This window comes from Rhizobium sp. BK529, from assembly GCF_014194105.1.
GTDB lineage: Bacteria > Pseudomonadota > Alphaproteobacteria > Rhizobiales > Rhizobiaceae > Rhizobium.
On record NZ_JACIAU010000001.1, the window covers coordinates 109,453 to 128,659 of the forward strand.

At 59.6% G+C, this 19,207-nt stretch carries 14 protein-coding genes; 7 read left to right on the top strand and 7 right to left on the bottom strand.

Features of this window, described 5'->3' with window-relative positions; genetic code table 11:
• Positions 1–2: 2 nt before the first annotated feature.
• From FHX08_RS00535 to FHX08_RS00545, 3 genes are all read right to left on the bottom strand, one after another.
• Complete coding sequence (locus FHX08_RS00535) at positions 3–989, bottom strand: ABC transporter permease (protein WP_132653339.1); 987 nt, start codon at positions 987–989, stop codon at positions 3–5.
• A gap of 107 nt (positions 990–1,096) precedes the next feature.
• Entirely contained in the window at positions 1,097–3,205 is a 2,109-nt protein-coding gene (locus tag FHX08_RS00540) for a family 10 glycosylhydrolase (RefSeq protein ID WP_132653340.1), read from the bottom strand.
• 87 nt (positions 3,206–3,292) lie between these two features.
• Positions 3,293–5,218: an ABC transporter substrate-binding protein gene (locus FHX08_RS00545; protein WP_132653341.1), complete on the bottom strand. Its 1,926-nt coding sequence runs from the start codon at positions 5,216–5,218 to the stop codon at positions 3,293–3,295.
• Between the two features lie 185 nt (positions 5,219–5,403).
• On the opposite strand from FHX08_RS00545, the gene FHX08_RS00550 reads away from it, so the two are divergent.
• Complete coding sequence (locus tag FHX08_RS00550; RefSeq protein WP_132653342.1) at positions 5,404–6,462, top strand: LacI family DNA-binding transcriptional regulator; 1,059 nt, start codon at positions 5,404–5,406, stop codon at positions 6,460–6,462.
• A gap of 36 nt (positions 6,463–6,498) precedes the next feature.
• Here the strand turns inward: FHX08_RS00550 and FHX08_RS00555 are convergent, their stop codons facing one another.
• Positions 6,499–7,266 (bottom strand): TIM barrel protein, encoded by a 768-nt coding sequence (locus FHX08_RS00555; RefSeq protein ID WP_132653343.1) that lies wholly within the window; start codon positions 7,264–7,266, stop codon positions 6,499–6,501.
• A gap of 164 nt (positions 7,267–7,430) precedes the next feature.
• On the opposite strand from FHX08_RS00555, the gene FHX08_RS00560 reads away from it, so the two are divergent.
• Both FHX08_RS00560 and FHX08_RS00565 read left to right on the top strand, forming a co-directional pair.
• Positions 7,431–8,219, top strand: a complete 789-nt coding sequence (locus FHX08_RS00560; protein WP_132654266.1) for an SDR family NAD(P)-dependent oxidoreductase — start codon at positions 7,431–7,433, stop codon at positions 8,217–8,219.
• A 212-nt stretch (positions 8,220–8,431) separates the two neighbouring features.
• On the top strand, positions 8,432–8,893 hold the full coding sequence (locus tag FHX08_RS00565; protein ID WP_132653344.1) for an RrF2 family transcriptional regulator: 462 nt from the start codon (positions 8,432–8,434) through the stop codon (positions 8,891–8,893).
• Between the two features lie 64 nt (positions 8,894–8,957).
• Here FHX08_RS00565 and FHX08_RS00570 read toward each other — a convergent pair whose 3' ends face one another.
• Positions 8,958–10,082: an acyl-CoA dehydrogenase family protein gene (locus FHX08_RS00570; RefSeq protein ID WP_132653345.1), complete on the bottom strand. Its 1,125-nt coding sequence runs from the start codon at positions 10,080–10,082 to the stop codon at positions 8,958–8,960.
• A gap of 161 nt (positions 10,083–10,243) precedes the next feature.
• Between FHX08_RS00570 and FHX08_RS00575 the strand changes: the two genes are divergently transcribed.
• Positions 10,244–11,020, top strand: a complete 777-nt coding sequence (locus FHX08_RS00575; RefSeq protein ID WP_184326767.1) for a metallophosphoesterase — start codon at positions 10,244–10,246, stop codon at positions 11,018–11,020.
• Between the two features lie 102 nt (positions 11,021–11,122).
• On the opposite strand, the gene FHX08_RS00580 is transcribed toward FHX08_RS00575, so the two are convergent.
• Positions 11,123–14,302, bottom strand: coding sequence for an efflux RND transporter permease subunit (locus FHX08_RS00580; RefSeq protein WP_132653347.1), 3,180 nt, complete (start codon positions 14,300–14,302; stop codon positions 11,123–11,125).
• A complete protein-coding gene (locus tag FHX08_RS00585) occupies positions 14,299–15,474 on the bottom strand; it encodes an efflux RND transporter periplasmic adaptor subunit (RefSeq protein WP_132653348.1) in 1,176 nt (391 codons plus the stop codon). The genes FHX08_RS00580 and FHX08_RS00585 overlap by 4 nt, the downstream gene beginning before the upstream one ends.
• Positions 15,475–15,969: 495 nt before the next feature.
• Here FHX08_RS00585 and FHX08_RS00590 point away from each other — a divergent pair, with 495 nt between their 5' ends.
• From FHX08_RS00590 to FHX08_RS00600, 3 genes are read left to right on the top strand one after another with little or no spacing between them, the layout of a single operon-like run.
• Positions 15,970–16,434, top strand: coding sequence for a MarR family winged helix-turn-helix transcriptional regulator (locus tag FHX08_RS00590; protein WP_132653349.1), 465 nt, complete (start codon positions 15,970–15,972; stop codon positions 16,432–16,434).
• The gene (locus FHX08_RS00595; protein ID WP_132653350.1) at positions 16,427–17,650 is read left to right on the top strand and encodes an HlyD family secretion protein; all 1,224 of its coding nucleotides are present in this window, start codon (positions 16,427–16,429) and stop codon (positions 17,648–17,650) included. The genes FHX08_RS00590 and FHX08_RS00595 overlap by 8 nt, the downstream gene beginning before the upstream one ends.
• Positions 17,651–17,655: 5 nt before the next feature.
• The gene (locus FHX08_RS00600) at positions 17,656–19,197 is read left to right on the top strand and encodes a DHA2 family efflux MFS transporter permease subunit (protein ID WP_132653351.1); all 1,542 of its coding nucleotides are present in this window, start codon (positions 17,656–17,658) and stop codon (positions 19,195–19,197) included.
• The last annotated feature ends 10 nt before the right edge of the window (positions 19,198–19,207 follow it).

Genomic DNA, 19,207 nt, shown 5'->3' on the forward strand with positions numbered 1-19,207 from the left:
CCTCAATTGAACCGGATGCGCGGATCGAGCAGCGCGAGCAGCAGGTCCGATAGGAGCATGCCGACGAGGGTCAACGCCGAGAGCAGCAGGATAAAGCTGCCGGCGAGATACATGTCCTGCGAGACCAGCGCGCGGAAGAGCAGGGGACCTGCGGTCGGAAGGTTCAGGACGATGGCGGTGATCGTCACACCCGAGACGAGGTGCGGCAGCACCCAGCCGATTGCAGAGACGAAGGGGTTGAGCGCAATGCGTACCGGATATTTCATGATCACCTTGTATTCGGGCAGGCCCTTTGCACGCGCGGTGATGACATAGGGCTTGTGCAGCTCGTCCGTCAGATTGGCGCGCAGGATGCGGATAAGGGCAGCCGTGCCTGAGGCGCCGATGATGATGATCGGGATCCAGAGATGAGCGAGGAAATCGCCGACCTTGGCAAGACTCCAGGGTGCCTCTGCAAATTCGGGGGAATTAAGCCCGCCGACGCTTTGGCCGAGGTAGCGATAGGCGATGTACATCAGCGTCAGCGCCAGAATGAAGTTCGGCACCGCAAGGCCGATGAAGCCGAAGAAGGTGAAGACGTGATCGCCGACCGAATGGCGGCGCACGGCCGAATAGATGCCGATCGGCAGGGCGACGATCCAGACGAAGAGGAGGCTGAGCAGTGAGATGACTAACGTCGAGCCCATGCGCGCCCAGATGAGGCCGGAGACGGGCTGGTTCCATTCGAAAGACCAGCCGAAATCGCCACGGCTGACGATGCCCCACATCCATTTGAGATACTGGATATAGAAGGGATCATCGAAGCCGTAGATCTCTTTCAACCGCTCGATCTGCGCCGGATCGACGGCCTGGCCGCTATCGCTCATCGTCGCGATCATCGAGGTTAGATAGTCGCCCGGCGGCAGCTGGATGATCAGGAACGAGATCAGCGACATGCCGATCAGGGTCGGGATCATGTAGAGCACGCGCTTGAAGATATAGCCAAGCATCAGATTGTTTCTCCTCCCGTTGAGAGCGCCCGGCCAGGCGCTTCCTTCGGATCTCCATCCGCTTTCGGCCCCTCCAGGCCGAAAGCGCTCCTCCTAGTCTCCTCACCTCATTTCCAGGTAAGGTGCAGCACCTCCAGCCGCTCGATGCCCGGCACCTCCACCTGCGCGCGGCCATCCCTGACGCTGAAGTTTGCGGCGCGGTCGGTCACGACAAGCCATGCCTTTGCCACCGATTTGCCCCGAGGAATTTCCACTGAAACCGTCTGGGTCGCCAGAGGGTAATTTTCGCGTATTGGGCCCTTCATCATCATGGGATTGGTGAGATTGAAGAGGCTGACCGCAATGCCTTCGGCATTTTCACGAAGCGCCATGTCGATGACGCCGGGGCCTTCCACGGTGACGCGTGAGGTCTTGCCTAGTGCCCAGCGGACAGCATTGGCGATCAGCCTCCCGTGGTCGACGGCAAAGACTTCCCAGAAGATCTCGCCGATATTCCAGGGAATGTAGACCGTACGGCCGCCCTTGCCGGTTTCGCGGGCGATGACGCCAGCGCCTTCCGGTGCCTTGCGCGGATAGACTTCTTCCATCGGCAGGTCCGGGAAATCGGGCACATAGAGAAATGGCGTCGTCGCATTGCCGGTCGCGTCGGCATGGATGAGGCGCGTACCGCCCATGATGCGCTCGGCGCCTTCGTAGCCCTGATTGATCGGGTGATCGCCCGAGAGCGCGACGTAGGTGTTCTTGACGATGCCGCGCGGACCGGAGACGAACCTGGCGCCGAGCACATCGGACAGGCCGAATTCGCTGCGCTTCTTGCCGAATTCGTCGCGAAGCGAGGTTTCGTAGGATGCGACAACGCTGCCGCCACGCTCCACATAGGCGCGGATCGCCTCGTTCTGTGCATCCGATAAGCAGGAGGCATTGGCGAGGATGATCAGCTTGAAGCGGTCGAGATTTTCCTTGGTCAGAACCTGGTCCGAAAGAAGCTCGAAGGGGAGGCGGGCTTCGACGAGGGCATGATAGAAACCGAGATCATGTTTTTCGGCGCCGTGGCGCTCTTCCGGCGCCCAATGTCGGAGCGTCGTCGAGGGGTCGATGACGGCGATTTCGGCGGTTGGGTGCATGCTTTCGAGAATCGGTTCGACGGCGGCCTGCAGGGCGAAGGAGTCGGCGACCGGTTCGACCCAGCGCTTGTCCGGCACGACACCGTTGAATTTGGTGAACCAGGCGTAGAGGCCATGGGCCGTGCCATCATTGATCCAGAGCTGCATTTCCTCGCCGGAGGTGACGGCATCCTTCCAGCGATATTCCTCTTCCGGACCGATCGAGGTGATGAGGACCACCGGGCGGTCGGGGAAGGTGGCGCGGATGCGCTTGCCATTGCGGCCGGCCGACCAGCCGAGCTCGAGGCCCTTGCGGCCCTGATGGTCGACGACGAGAAAAGGGCAATGTCTGGCGATGACCGAGAGGTCGAATTCCATCAGCGAAGCGCCGCCCATATTCGGGATGAAGCTCGCATGCGGCCGGATCGCTTTGACCGCATCGTCCCACTGGGCGATCATGTCGGTCAGAACCCGGCGGCGCCACTGCACCCAGGCTTGCCAAGCCGGGTCTTCGGCATTCGGCGTCTTTGGCAGATCATGGCCGAACATATCTCTGAAGCGGCGGGCGCTATCTTCGCTGTAATCGACACCATGGCCCTGCCAGCGATTGGCGAAGATGGCGTCGATGTCGTATTTGCGCACGATTTCCTTGACCACTTCCGGCATGAAGACGGTGTTGTAATCGCCATAGGCATTGGTGACCCAGACATCGGGATAGGCCCAATGGCGGCGCGGCGTGCCGTCGGCATTGATCATCACCCATTCGGGGTGCGCCTTGGCGGCATCATCGTGAATAGCATGCGGGTCGACGCGGGCCATGACATGCATATCGAGCTTACGGGCGGCATCGACGAGCGCGCCGAAAATATCCTTGTCGCCGAGATATTTGCTCACATAGTGATAGGGCACTTCGCTTGGATAATAGGCGATGTAGCCGCCGGCGCTGAGGCACACGGCGTTGGATTTGGTGCGCTTGAAGACATCGACCCAGAAGGCCGGATCGTATTTCTCAGGATCGTCCTCTACGAAAGTGAGCTGGGTCCAGCGCGTTGCGGTCTTGAACCAATCCGGTGTGCGCAACGTGTCGGTATTCTGTCTTCTGGCGTCGAGCATCGACTTCATCCAATCATTGGCAAAAGAGGGGCCTTGGCGCCGGCCGATGGGACCGGCGCCTGCAATGCATCAAGCTATTTCAGGCCATCAGACCTTGTAGAACTGCTCCGGCATGGTGGGAGCGGGCGTCGGCCAGCCGAAGGAATTCGGCATGGTCTTGGTGATGTTCTTCATGTTGTTCTTGACGATGCCGTAGCCATCCGGTGGCAGGGAAATGCCGAAGACGTAGAAGTTGTCGGCGGCACCCTGCAGGATTTGTTTCATGATCTCCTGTTGACCCGCTGGGTCGGAGGTCGATTTCAGCTTGTCGTAAAGCTCGAGCTGCTTCTTCGTCTCCTCCGGCGGTTCTTCCGCATTGGGATTGTTGCGGTCGAGATACCAGAGCTGCCAGGCCGGGGCATACATGGCGTTTGAATCCGTCGGCACATAGTAGCGTGGGTCGAGCATGGCAGCTACGCCGCCATTGGCACCGAACTGGTGAGCCGTCGCATCGAAATCGCGGCCCTGGCGGACACGGGTCTCCCAGAGCGAACGGTCCATGGTGCGCATCTGCGCATCGATACCAACAGCCTGGAACATCGGTATGACCAGCTGGAAAAGATCGAGGAAGACGGCGCGCGCCTGGTCGATCTCGAAGATCACCGTCAGGCGACGGCCCTTCTCGTCCAGACGGAAGTTCTGGTCGTCACGCTTCGGGACGAGCGTGTCGAGCATGGCGTTTGCCTTGTCGACGTCGTAGTTCGTGAACTGCGTCGCGAGCTGCTCATTGTAGAGCGGATCGCCCTGCTTGATCGAAGGCTGGGCAGGCGCACCCTGGCCGACGAGAACGGCATCAATCAGTGCCTGGCGGTCGAGCGCCATGGAGAGTGCTGCGCGGAAATCCTTGTTGCGGAAGAGCTTTCGCTTGGTCTCGTCATTGTGGTTCAGGTTGAAGATGAAGTTCATCACGTTGGCTTCGGTCGAAGTCAGCGTGTAGAAATCATATTTTCCCTGCTCGCGCGCATCATAGAGCACCGACTTGTTGTTCGGTGTCGCGATATACTGATCCATCAGGTCGATTTCGCCCTGCATGGCCTTCAAGAGCAGCACCTGCGGGTCGGCGACCATCTGATAGACGATGCGGTCCATATAAGGGAGCTGGTTACCTTCCGTATCCACCTTCCAGTAGAAGGGGTTACGTTCGGCGATGGCCCGTTCGGTGTTCTCGCCGGGGGCGATCGTGAACATCCAGGCGTTCAGGCAAGGCTTCTTCGAGGAATTCAGGAAGAAGGCGTTGTCGTCCTGGAAGCCGGAGGCGGACTGGAAGGCGGCGATCCAGCTTTCGAAGCCGCGTTGTTTGGCGAGTTCGTCGGCCTTCGGATTATAGTCGATGTGGAACTGCTCGAGATAATGCTTGGGGCAGCGCGTCGTGTGGTCACTATTGGCCCAGGCGATCTGTAACGGGAACATACCGTTAGGTTTCGAGAAGATAACTTTAAACGTCTGTTCGTCGACGATTTCGAGCTTCGCGGGCTTGCCGGCGGTCTTCCAGTGGCCCTGGCCGGTGACGGCAACGCGCTTGTCGGTCAGGATAGTGTCGTACCAGAATTTTACGTCAGCTGTGGTATAGGGGTGGCCGTCCGACCACTTCATGCCCTTGCGCAGGCGGATGGTATATTCCGTGGAATCCGCATTGCCATCGAAGGCTTCGGCGACGTTCAGAGTCACGCCGGACCAGTCGGGCGTATAGCGCAGCAGCGGTTCATAGGCCTGGTAGCGGAACAGCATGGACAGCGAACCGCCGCCGACGAGCGCCATATTCCAGTCGCCGCCGTATTTGCCGACGCTTTCCACCGGTTTGATGACGAGCGGGTTTTCTGGCAGCCGGTCCTTCAGGGCCGGCAGCGCGCCGCTTGAAACTTTGTCTTTCAGGATGTCCGCTTCCTTGAAGTCGGCGGCGAAAACCGGCAGAGCCGGCAGGATCAGAACGGCCGAGGTTCCGGCCAGAAACGCGCGACGTTTCAGCTTGATCATAGGGTTCTCCTCCAAAAATCCAAAGCCCTTATCGTTTTTTTTGCTTTCAGGCTGGGATAACGAAGAGAATACATTTGGATATTGTTAGGTAAAGCGTTATGTTTTGTTAGTGCAAGAATTTGCAGTTCCGGTCGGAAAGGTGTAGCGAAGCGCACCGAATGCCGGACAAGATATTGAGGTGGAGAGTGGGAAGCAGGGGGCGAGTTACCTTACAGACGATCGCGCGAGAGGTCGGACTCTCGAAATATGCGGTTTCACGCTCGCTGGCAGGCAAGAGCGGCGTCAGTGAGGAGACGCGGGCGCTGATCCGCGCGACGGCCGAGCGGTTAGGCTATACGCGTCCCACCGGCCAATCGCAGACGAACGATATCGCCGTGGTCTTCCACGATCTCGACGCCGTCAATAGTGAGCTCTACATGCAGATCCAGAACGGCGTGCAGCGTGAGGCGCACAGGCTCGGCATGGCGCTGCGTATCCGCTGGACCCATAGTTCCGATCAGCTTGAGGAACTGGCGCGTTCCTGCGCCGGGCTGTTGTTGGTCGGCCCGCATGACCGGGAGGCGATCGTCGCGGCAACGGCGACCGGCGTGCCTATCGTTCGTTTCGGCTGGGTAGATCCTCTGGAACAGGCAGATCAGATTACCGGCACGGACCATGAGGCAGGCCAGGCGGTGCTTCAATATCTCATCGGGCTCGGCCACCGGTCGATCTGCTATGTCAACGGCACCCCAGGTTTCCGTGGCAGGCGTGAGCGCTTTTACGGGGCGCGGGAGATCGCCGAGCGCTGCGAGGACGTCTCGCTGCATGTGCTGCGGTTCGACGAGCAGATCGGATTCGGCGAGGCGTTTCGGGAGCTGAAGGAAAAGGGTATTCATCCGACGGCCTTCTTCTGCGCCCATGACGGACTGGCGCTCACGGTTGTTTCTGAATTGCTGGGGCAGGGCTATCGCATTCCCGATGATGTATCTGTCGTCGGCTTCGGCGACTTCTCGCCAGCTACGCAGATTTCGCCGCCGCTGACGACGGTGAAGATGGAAGGGCAGGAGGGCGGGGCCGTCGGCCTCCGGCTGCTGCTGGAGCGGATCGAAAATCCGCGTCTGCCTGGCATGCCCGCCCGGCGCGTGATGATCGCTTCGCGCATTGTCGAGCGTCGGTCGGCAGGCCCCTGCAAAGCGCCTGCGGCGATCGATCCAAGACAGGTCGAGGCGGAGCGCATTCAGCGCGGCACAGTGCCTGCCCGATAAGTGAGCCGGTCTCATCAGCGACCGGCTACGCTGATGTCAAGCCATCGTCGCTATTGCGGCCTTGACTGCGTCCGCACCCGGTCTGGTCGGCCTGTATTCCAGTCCGACGGCGCCGGCATAACCGTTGGTAAAAATCCAGTTCAGGCGGTGGGCGAGATCGATCGTTCCGGTGCCTGGCTCGTTGCGGCCCGGATGATCGGCGACGTGGACGTGGAAAACGCTATTGATGCGGCCGGCCAGAACATCTTCCGTGCGCTCGCCCATGACGGCAGAATGGTAGATATCATAGACAATGCCAATTTCCGGCCGGGCGACATCATCGACGATATCCAACCCCTCGCGGGTGGAATCCAAGAAATAGCCGATATGGTCGATGCGGATATTGAGCGGTTCGACGCCAAGGCGCACTCCGCTACCTTTGAGGATGTCGGCGCCAGCCCCTAGCGTTTCAGTCAGTGCCTTACGCTGTTCATCCCGCGTGAAGCCTGCGAGATCGTCGCCAGCCTGCGCGATCAGGATCGGTGCGCCGAGACGTTTCGCAACGGCGACGGAATCGGCAAGGCCCTTCAGCCAGGTCTCGCAATTGGCGGCGTTGGTCAGCGCGATCATCGGCTCGGCGACGAGGCTCGTCACCTTGAGGCCGGTTTCCTTCAATGCGGCTTCGATCGCGCCGAGGTCCTTATCCGTCCAGCGCCAGAATTCGATGGCCTTGAGGCCGGCGGCATGGGCGCGGTGGATGCGGTCGGCAAAGATGTCGCCTTCCTCGGCGAACAGCCATTCGATGCAAGCTGAATAAAGTCGCATGTAAAGCTCCCCACAATCTGCCTGCAGGCATGCGACAGAACGCAGCCTGCGGCAAGAGGGATCGGTTTCGATGCCGATGATTTTCTGTCACGACTTGACGGGCAGAACCAATGCCGGAAGAGTCGCGCATCGGCTGGGTCTGCCAGCCGCATTGGGAGGATTTCATGGATCTTGGATTGAAGGGAAAGACTGCCGTCATCACCGGTGGTTCCGTCGGCATTGGGCTTGCCATCGCCGAAGGGCTGGCGGCGGAGGGCGCTAATCTTGTGCTATCGGCACGCGGACGCGAGCGGTTGGACGCCGAGGCTGCGCGCATCGCCGGCAAATATGGCGTTAGCGCGGTTGCGGTCGAAAGTGATGTCGCGACCGTGGAGGGTACGGAGGCGATCATCGCGGCCGCCGCCGAACGCGGCGGAGCGGATATTCTCATCAACAATGCCGGCACCGGTTCCAATGAGACGGTCATGGAAGCGCCGGACGAGAAATGGCAGGCCTATTGGGATCTGCACGTCATGGCGGCCGTGCGTCTCGCTCGCGGAATCGCGCCACAGATGAAGAAACGCGGTGGCGGCGTCATCCTCCACAATGCCTCGATTTGCGCGGTGCAGCCACTCTGGTACGAGCCGATCTACAACGTTACCAAAGCGGCGCTGATGATGTTTTCCAAGGCGCTCTCCACCGAGCTGGTGAAGGACAAGATTCGCGTCAACTGCGTCAATGCCGGCCTCATTCTGACACCCGACTGGATCAAGACTGCCAAGCAGCTGACGGCTGAAACCGGCGGCGACTGGGAGGGTTACCTGCAAAGTGTGGCGGATGAGCATGCCTCTTCCAAGCGCTTCGGCACGCCCGAGGAACTCGCGAACTTCTTCGTTTTCCTCTGCTCCGACCGGTCGAGCTACAGCATCGGTTCGACCTATTTCGTCGACGGCGGCATGCTGAAGACGGTTTAGCTGCCGCGGTATCCGGTCTCGCATCGATCTGTCGGTGTGGGACCGGCATGCCGAAATTGCAAAACATAGGGAGACTTCAAAAGAGTGGTTAACGGCAACATAAATCGCCAAATAACCTATAAAAACGAGTTATTTTGTTGTCTCTTCATGGTTTTGACTCTATTTCCCTGTTATTACAGAAGCATAATGCCGCGAAGGGCAGGGCGACCGAGATGTTGACGAAAAAGGGAAAATACGGATTGAAGGCGCTGGTTGATCTGGCGCGGCTGGCGCCGGGCGAGACTGCCTTCATCAACGATATTGCTTCGCGCAACAACATCCCGAAGAAGTTCCTCGATACGATCCTGCTCGAACTGCGCAATGTCGGCATCCTGCGATCGAAGAAGGGGCCGGGCGGCGGTTATTCGCTCTCGCGGCCTGCATCGGAAATCCGTATCGGCCATGTTATCCGCACGCTGGACGGGCCGCTCGCGCCGATCCGCTGTGCCAGCCGTACGGCTTACGAGGCTTGCGACGATTGCGCCGATCCCGAGACCTGTCAGGTGCGGCGCTCGATGACCGAAGTCCGGGACGCGATCGCCGCCATTCTCGACAATATGTCGCTCGAACAGTTTGTTGCCGGCGGCGGCATCGAAACGGTCGAAGAGAAGCTGCCGGCTTCCGTTGCGAGCTGATCCGCACTCCCTTTGCTTCCCCAATTCCGGACGCAAGCCACTGCGCAGTTCTGCTGGAATTGCTTCAGCTTTCGCGGATTCTCAGAATATGCGCGCCAGCTGCCTTCAATAGCGGCTCGCGCTCTATCGTCATGTCGTGGATACGGGCATTGCGCCAGTGACGGTCGAGGTTGAGCGCTATGCTGCCCGTCGCGCCGCGTGCCAGTTCGAAAAGAGCATTTGCCGTGGCCAGTGCCACATCGGTTGCCGAAAGGCAGACGGATGCGGTGGAGAAATACGCTTCCGCCAAGGCTGCTTCGGCGGGGCTTACCTGGGCGATATCAAGCTTACGGCCTGCCTGTTCCAGCGCTCCGGTCGCGGTTTCGATGCTGACGGCGCGCCAGCCGATCTTGTCAAAGAGGGCCGCAGGGTCTTTCACCATCATGAGCAGGTCGGCAAAGGCGGCGCGGGCGATACCGAGGCCGACAGCCGCCTGTAACAGGAGGCCGAGGGATTTTTCCGTAGCATGATCGCTGGATAAGGCGGTGGTGACGGTATCGGCATTCACATGCAGCTTGCCTGCAATCAATGTTGCCGTGCCGTTGGTGCGCAGGCCAAAGGCATCCCAATCATCTACCGTCTGCAGTTCGTCGCTGTCACGCTGGAGATGGAGCGTCACCCTGCGGCCGCCGGGGTCGATCGCCGCTGCGGCGATCCAGTCGGAGAAAAGAATGGCTGCGGCTTGTTCCGACCGGCCCGTCAGGCGAAAGCCGGAGCCTTCGGTAACGAGGCTTGCCTGATCGGCAAAACGGGTCGCGGCGAAACGGTCGCCATCCAGGGCTCGAGTGAAGAGGTCGGTCTTCAGCTCTTCCGAAGACTGATTGCGCAGTCCCTCCAGGACGCGGAAATGGGCCGCCAGTACATTGCCGATGGAAGCATCGCTTTCGGTGATAATGGCGACGATCTCGGCGAGCAGGGCGTTGGAAATGTCGAGCCCCTGATATTCCGCGGGCACGGTGATCCCCGTCAGGCCGGATTGCGACAGCGTATCGAGTTCGGCGCTGGGCATAAGGCGGTTGATATCGCGCTCGCTTGCCTGTCGGCGAAAGGCGACCGCAAGCTCACGAGCCGTGGAAACCGCTTCTTCTTCGGTCTCGATGCGGTGCGCCGGAGGGCGTACATTGTCGTGCAACTGCGATACGGTGCCCATCTGCCACTCTTTCCCGATGTTAAAAAGTGCGTGATTGCATCGGCTTATGTAAGGCCGGTTTTTCCTCAAAAGCCCGACCGGCTGAATTTTCTTACCAGCTTGATCGCCTTGCCGTATGCTCTACGTATGGTTAAGGGACGCCCAATTGATCAGGAATGATGATGAGCGATTCGCTTGCACGAAGCCGCGAGGGTTCGAAGGCTGGACGTCAAACGCGTCCGCGCCTGAGCATGGATATAGCCGAAATCCCGACCTATGCCATCGGCGACGTACATGGGCGCCTCGATCTGCTGCAGAAAGCCGAAGAGGCGATTGTGCGCGATGCGGAGCGTCTGCCGGGTAGGAAGCTGATCGTCATGCTCGGTGACTATATCGACCGCGGCCCGCAATCGGCGCATGTCATCAGCCATCTCATGGACCCGACGCCGGAGGGCTTCGAGCGCATCTGCCTTGCGGGAAACCATGAGATCGTCATGCTGGACTATATCGACGGCTGGGCATCTTATGATGACTGGATGACCATGGGTGCCGCCGAGCTTTTGAGATCCTACGGTCTCGATCCCGATCATCTGCCGCTACTCTTCCGCTCCGGTGCGCAGCTCGACGCGTTCATCCGCCAGTCGCTGCCGCACACGCACATCGATTTCATCCGCGCCATGCCGATCATGCTCGATACGCCCGACATCGTCTTCGTGCATGCGGGCATCGACCCGCGCGTGCCACTTGAAGAGCAAGCGGATGATGACCTAGCCTTCATCCGCCAGCGTTTCCTGGAGAGCTCGCTGCCGTTGCCAAAACTCGTCGTGCACGGACACACACCGGGTGACCAGCCGGATGTGCAGCCGATGCGGCTGAATCTCGATACCCGCGCCTTCCGCAGTGGGAAGCTCTCCGTTGCCCGTTTCTGGCAGGGGCAGGTTCACCTCTTCTCCACCTGAGCCCAGAGCACTTCCGCCTTCTTCGAAACACGAAATACTCTATCTCTTTATTTTCACCCAATTCCGAACGCAGAACTATAACGCCGTTTGGCCGGGTTTGCCTCAGGCGGCATTTTCTTCAGCATCTGCTTGAGCTGGCGCCTCCGCCGGCTTTTTGCGCCAGCCGCGCAGCACGACGTAGAAGACCGGCGTCAGGAACAGGCCGAAGAATGTCACACCCAGCATGCCTGAGAAGACGGCTGTGCCGAGCGACTGGCGCATTTCAGCACCGGGACCGGTGGCGATGGCAAGCGGCAGAACGCCGAAGATGAAGGCGAAGGCCGTCATCAGGATCGGGCGCAGGCGAAGGTGACTTGCCTCGATTGCGGCATCCACGGCGCTCTTGCCCTCTTCTTCCGCCTGTCTTGCAAATTCGACGATCAGAATGGCGTTCTTGGCCGCAAGGCCGATGAGGACGATCAGACCGATCTGCGTCAGGACGTTGTTGTCCATTCCCCTCAGCGACACGCCGATCAGTGCGGCGAGCACTGCAAGCGGAACGATGAGGATGATGGCCAAAGGCAGGATCCAGCTTTCATATTGCGCTGCGAGCGCAAGGAAGACGAAGATCACCGACAGAGCGAAGATATAGACCGCCGTGTTGCCCGTGTGGGTTTCCTGATAGGCAAGTTCCGTCCATTCGAAGCTCGTGCCCGGCGGCAGGATCTGAGCCGCCAGCGTTTCCATCTTCTTGATGGCATCGCCGGTCGATGTGCCGGGTGTCGGATTGCCCTGAAGCGGTACCGAGACATACATGTTGTAGCGCTGGACGAGTGCCGGACCACTGGAGTCCTGGATATCCATCAGGGTGCCAAGCGGAACCAGCGCGCCCGTCGCCGATCGAACCTTCAGCGCGAGAATGTCGTCCCTGTCCATGCGATATTGCCGGTCAGCCTGGGCGCGAACCTGGTAGACGCGTCCGAATGCATTGAAATCGTTCACGTAGGCGACGCCGAGGTTGATGGACAATGCGTTGAAGATGTTGGGGATTGGCACGTTCAGGAAGCGTGCCTTGTCGCGGTCGATCGCAAGGAAATATTGCGGGCTCGCATCCGAGAATGTCGTAAAGACGCCTGTCAGCCCCGGGGTCGTTGCGGCAGCGCCCATCATCTGGCGGGCGAGACCGAGGACGCGCGTCATGTCGGAGTTCTCAAGGTCCAAAATCTGCATCTTGAAGCCGCCCGAATTGCCGACGCCGCGCACGGATGGCGGCGGGATGGCAATGATGAAGGCTTCCTGGATGCTTTGAAGCTTGCCGTAAAGCTCACCGATGATCTTGTTTGCAGTCTCTCCGCCTTCTTCGCGTTCGGCAAAGGATTTGAACGGGACAAAAACGACGCCGGCATTCGAGGCATTGGTGAAGGTCGCGCCGCTAAAGCCGGCAAATTGCACGGCATTGCCGACACCGGGCACCGTGCGGGCGATCTCGCCTACCTGTTTGACGACAGCGTCGGTACGCGCAAGGGAAGCTCCATCAGGAAGCTGGATGACGACGATTGCGTACCCCTGATCCATTGTCGGGATGAAGCCGGAGGGGACTCTCTGGCCCATATACCAGGTCGCCCCGAGCAGGCAGGCGAAGGCAATCAAAGAGCAGGTCAATCCCACCCAGCTGCTGACCAGGTGCCGGACGATCCAGGAATAGCCCGAGCTCAGCCGATCGAATCCGCGGTTGAAGCCGTTTGCGAGGCCGCTTCCGATCTGGGAGAAGATATTCTTGGGCCTGCTCTCATGATCATGAGTTTTCAGCAATATGCCCGCCAGCGCAGGTGACAGTGTGAGCGAATTCAAAGCCGAAATGGCTGTCGTGACCGAAATCGTGACCGCGAACTGTCTGTAGAACTGTCCGGAAATGCCTGGAATGAAGGCCGTCGGCACGAATACTGCGATCAGCACCAGTGAGATGGCGACGACGGCGGTGCCGACTTCGTCCATCGTGACATGCGCAGCCTCTTTCGGCGTCATGCCCTGCGCCAGGTTTCGTTCGACATTTTCCACCACCACGATCGCGTCGTCGACGACAATACCAATCGCCAACACAAGGCCGAACAAGGTCAGCATGTTGAGCGAGAAGCCGAAGGCGAGCAGAATTGCGAAGGTGCCGATCAGCGATACAGGGATGGCGATGATCGGGATGAGGGCTGTGCGCCAGGATTGCAGGAAGACGAGGACGACGATCGCCACGAGGATCGCAGCTTCAGCGATGGTCCTATAGACCTCATAGATCGAATCCGAGATGAATTCGGTCGTATCGTAAACGATACGGTACTCCAGACCCGGCGGGAAATTCTGTGAAAGATCCTTCATGATGCCCTGGATCTGATGGGCAGTATCCAGCGCGTTGGTTCCCGGGCGGGCGAAGATGCCGAGGGCAACTGCGGGGTCGTTGTTGAGATAGCTGTTGGTAACGTAGTCCTGAGCACCAAGTTCGATACGGGCGACATCCTGCAACGCCACAAGCCGACCAGTGGCTGTCGATTTTACAATGACATAGCGAAACTGCCGCACGTCCGAAAAGCGCCCGTCCGTTCGCACCGTATATTCGAAGGCATTCTTGCCGGTGACAGGCGGAGCGCCGATCTTGCCGCCTGACACCTGAACGTTCTGATCCCTCAACGCGGCGACGACATCATCGGATGTCATTCCGTAGGCGGAGAGCTTTTCAGGGTCGAGCCAGATACGCATCGAATACTGGCGCTCGCCGAACAGTTGCACGTCGCCGACGCCATCGAGACGCACGAGAACGTCGCGGATGCGGTTGCGGGCGTAATTTGAGACATAGAGCTGATCATAACGGTGCGACGGCGACAGCAGATGCACCACCATCATCAGGTCGGGCGAACTTTTGTCGGTCGTCACACCAAGGCGCTGGACTTCATCGGGAAGGCGGGGCAGGGCGATGGAGACGCGGTTCTGAACCAGAACCTGAACCTTGTCGAGATCGGTTCCGAGCTTGAAAGTGATCGTCAGCGACATGGCGCCGTCGGCGCTGGAATAGGAAGACATATAAAGCATGTCTTCGACGCCATTGATCTGCTGTTCGAGCGGCGTCGAAACCGTGTCGGCGATCGTCTGTGGATCGGCGCCCGGATAGGAGGTGCGCACGACAATGGTCGGCGGCGCGATCTCGGGATACTGGGAGACCGGCAATTGCGTATAGGCGATGCTGCCGACGACGAGAAGGACAATGGAGATGACGGCCGCAAAGATCGGCCGGTCTACGAAGAAGTGAGCAAACCTCATTGGCTGTTCTCCGCACCGGCGGTTTCCGGTGGAGCGTCCGTCCGCTCCTTCGGCAGTTCGGTCATCTGAGGCGTGACCTTTGCGCCAGGCCGGGCGCGGATCAGGCCGTTGACGATGATAGTCTCGGTGCCGTCGAGCCCCTCGCGAATGACGCGATAGCCATAGAGTCGCGGACCGGGCCGCACCGGCTTGGTAGAAACCGTGCCGTCTGCGGCGACGACATAAACGACGCGCTCATTCTGGTCAGAGCCGATAGCCTCATCGGGGACGAGAACGGCCTGATAGGTGTTGGAAGCCTCGACTTGAATGCGGCCGAAGAGGCCAGGCTGTAGGACGAGATCGGGGTTGGGGAAGCGGGCACGCAGACGAATCGTGCCGCTCTCATTGTCGATCCGGTTCTCGGCGAAATCGAGTTTTCCCTTGAATGGCTTGGCATTGGGATCCGAGATCGTGACCGTGACATCCAGTCCGCCGCCGCCCTGCTGGAGATCCTTGCCGAGTTTGCGCGCCGTGTCGGCGAAATTCAGCAGCCGGCGCTCGTCGACGTCGAAATAGAAATCGATGGGGTCGAGGGACACGATCGTTGTCAGTACGGTCTGATCGGTCTGCACGAGGTTACCGGCGGAGATCAGGCGGCGGTCGATGCGGCCGCCCAGCGGCGCAACGATCTCCGTATATTCCAAGTCGAGAGCTGCGCGATCGGCGGCAGCTTGCGCACCGCGGACATTGGCCTGGGCCGAATCGAATTCGCGGCGGCGGTCGTCCAGTGTCTGCGCCGACTGGCTGCCGCTCGAAGCAAGCGACTGCGCACGCTTATACTGCGCGTCGGCAAAGACTAGTGTCGATTTCGACGCTTCGAGTGCTGCATTGGCCTGATTGAGCGCGGTGACAAACGGTCGCTGATCGATGACGAATAGCCGGTCTCCTTTCTTCACCAGAGCACCGTCAGTGAAGTCGATTTCCTGCAAATAGCCGCCGACCCGCGATCGGACGGAGACTTCGTCGACCGGTTCGAAGCGACCGATGAATTCGTCATTATCGACCACGTCGCGCACGACGGGCTTGGCGACGGTAACGGGCGGGGGAGCAGGCGCCTGCTGCGCCTCGGCGATGAGCGGTAAAAAGGCCGCAAAGCAGCCGAGCACCAGTGTCTGTCGAAGCGAATAAGCCATTCCGGTCCCCCTTGCGGGCGGCCGAACGCAGCCGCCTGAACCTATGCCTGAGATAAGCTGTCCATGCCTGCTGGAACGAAAGCATGAGCCTTCGTCCTAAGTCCGAATTTACTCATGCGTGGCTGCCGGGAAGATGACAGATGCAATCCTGCATCTCGAAATCAACCGGAGGAGGAAAACCACGATCTCCGTAAGCCTCTGAAGACAGACTATAAACGGGAGAATCCAAAAATTGCAAATGCCAATTGAGTGCGCGGAATTGGAGTCCGGCAACCCCCAGCATTTTCGGCGGTATATCGGTTTATCACGTTGTCGAGAGGGCTTTTATCCGCCGCTTCAACTTATCAAAGGGCTGCATCTGGAGCTCCGCTTAACCGTGGGCTGCGGCATTTTAGCCGCAAGTGCGGAATCTTATGGTTGCATCCTTGTGCATTGCAGATGCTCAATATATCTATCAACATCATAAGGATGCTTATTACTAGCCGGCGAAGGTATATGACCAACAATCCAACACTCGGTTTTCTTCTGCACGACGTTGCCCGTCTGCTGCGCAAGCGGTTCGAGCAGCGCGCAAAAGACCTTGGGCTGACGCGGTCTCAGTGGCAGACGCTTGCCTATCTCGCCAATAACGAGGGCATTCATCAGAGCGGTCTTGCCGAAATCCTCGAAATCGAGCCGATCACGCTCGTCCGCATCCTCGACAAGCTCGCCGAACGTGGCCTGATCGAGCGCCGTCAGCATCCGACCGACCGGCGTATCTGGCTGCTTTACATGCGCGAGCAAGCCCATCCGATTCTTGCCGAAATGCGCAAGATCGGGGACGTGACCCGCGGCGAAGCGCTTGATGGTGTCACCCCCGAACAGCGCGACCAGCTTTTCCAAATCCTATTCATAATGAAGACGAACCTGGTTCAGGCGTGCCGGACTCCGGTCGCCGATAATGAGACGAAACATGGCTGATCAATCCTCCCTGCGTGTCGTGTCTGACGCGAATGCCAAAAATCCTGTCGAAGAGAAAGAAATTAGCCAACAACCGGAAACGGTGGCTGAGGCGCCTTCATCCAATTCAGCGCCTGCGGCTGCCGCGGTGGCTGCGCCTGGCGGCAACAAGGTCCGCCGCCGGCGCAGCTTCACCCGTCCTGTCCTGTTTGCCCTGTTACCCGTGGCGCTCGTCGTCGGCGGTTATTATTACGTCAATGGCGGTCAGATCATGTCGACCGACAATGCCTATATTCAGGCCGATATGGTGGGCATCACGACCGACGTTTCGGGCATCGTCGACAAGATCAACGTGCATGAGAACGAGCAGGTCAAGGCAGGGCAGGTGCTTTTCAGCCTGCAGTCGGATCCCTTCAAGATCGCGCTGGATGGCGCCAAGGCGCAGCTCGGCGCCCAGCGCAATCAGATCATGAACCTCAAGGCCAGCTACCAGCAGTCGCTTGCCGAGATCACGCAGGCCGAAGCCGATCTGCCCTATTATCAGGACCAGTTCGACCGTCAGCAGAATCTCGTCAACAACGGCAGCGCGACGCAGTCGGCCTATGACGAAGCCAAGCATAATCTCGAAGCGGCGCGGCAGAAGGTTTCCGTTGCCAAGGCGGAAGCCGCAACGACGCTTGCTCAACTCGGCGGCAGTGCCGACCAGCCGGTCGAAGAAAACCCACTCTACCTGCAGGCCAAGTCGCAGGTAGACAATGCTCAACGCGAGCTCGACCATAGCGTCGTCAAGGCGCCCTTCGACGGTATCGTCACCAACGTCAATGCGTTGCAGGTCGGCTCCTATCTGCAGGCATCACAACAGGCCTTCTCGCTGGTTTCGACCTCGCATCTGTGGATCGCAGCCAGCCCGAAGGAAACCGAGCTCACCTATGTGAAGCCCGGCCAGCCGGTCGATATCTATGTCGACACCTATCCGGGCGTCATGTGGAAGGGCAAGGTCGAGAGCATCAGCCCGGCTTCCGGTTCTTCCTTCTCGCTGCTGCCGGCACAGAACACCACCGGCAACTGGGTAAAGGTCGTGCAGCGTATTCCGATGCGCGTCAGCATCGATGCGACCGAAGGCAAGCCGCCGCTTCGCGTCGGCATGAGCACGGTTGTCGAGATCGACACCGGCCATGCGCGTGGCCTGCCTGACTTCGTCAACAACCTTCTGGGCCAGGCCAAGGGCCACGAGTAACGGCCATGAGCAATGCTCCTGCATCACCGGCAACCCCGGTTGCCAATCGCGGCGCGATCACGGCCTGCGTTATTCTGGCCGTCATCATGCAGGCACTGGATACGACGATCGCGAACGTGGCGCTGCCCTATATCCAGGGCAGCGTTTCGGCTTCCGCCGACCAGATCAACTGGGTCTTGACCTCCTACATCGTCGCAGCCGCGATTATGACGCCGCCATCGGGTTTCCTTGCTGCCAAATTTGGCCGCAAGCGGGTGCTTTTGACGGCGATCGTCGGCTTCGTCGTTGCCTCTGTGCTCTGCGGTCTGGCACAGTCGCTGCCGCAGATCGTCGCTTTTCGCCTGCTGCAGGGCCTCTTTGGCGCCTCGCTGGTTCCGCTTTCCCAAGGCATTCTCCTCGACATCTATACGGTTGAGGAGCGCGGCTCGGCCATGGCCCTATTCGGCGTCTCGGTCATGGTCGGGCCGGTTCTGGGTCCCGTTATCGGTGGCTGGCTGACGGACAATATCAGCTGGCGCTGGGTCTTCTATATCAACGTGCCGATCGGCGCGCTCGCCTTTGCCGGCATCGTCATCTTCGTTTCGGAGACGAAGCGGGATGCGCTTGCCAAACTGGACTGGTTCGGCTTCGGGATGATGAGCCTGTTCATCGCCTCGCTGCAGCTTTTCCTCGACCGCGGCGAGCAGCTCGACTGGTTTTCGTCCGGCGAAATCGTCATCGAAGCAATCGTCTGCGCCGCAGCCTTCTATCTGCTTCTGGTGCACACGCTGACGGCGGAGAAATCCTTCGTCAATCCGCGGCTGTTCCTCGACCAGAATTTCACAGTCAGCATGATCTTCATCTTCGTGATCGGCATCACCTATCTCGCCTCGCTGGCGCTGATGACACCGTATCTGCAGACATTGATGGGTTATCCGGTCATTACCGCGGGTATCGTCATGGGTCCGCGTGGTCTCGGAACCATGCTCTGCATGTTCATCGTCGGTCGGCTGATCGGTAAGGTGGATACGCGCTGGCTGCTGCTGCTCGGTCTCGGCCTGACCGCTTGGGCGATGTATGACATGACCGGCTGGACGCCTGACGTTTCGCAGTGGACGATCGTTTCGGTCGGCTTCATCCAAGGGGCAGGTCTCGGTTTCCTTTTTGTGCCGCTGACGACGATCGCCTTCGCGACGCTGCCGGCCCACATGCGCGGTGACGGGACCGGCCTTTACAACCTGTCCCGTAACATCGGCTCTTCGGTCGGCATTTCGATCGTCTCGGCGCTGATCGTCGAGAACACCCAGAGCAATCATGAGTCGATCGCGGCCTATGTGACGCCGTTCAACCACGCCTTCAATGCACCGGCGGCGCAGGGTCTCAGCCCGCTGACGGCGGTCGGCCGCGCGGCGTTGAACGAGGTCATCACACTGCAGTCGACCATCATCGCCTATATGGACGACTTCAAACTGCTGATGCTGATGTCGCTTGCCGTGATGCCGCTCGTTCTGATGCTTCGCAAGCCAAAGGTCGCGCCGGCCATGGACCACAGTGCCGTCGTGGAGTGAGGTTGCACAT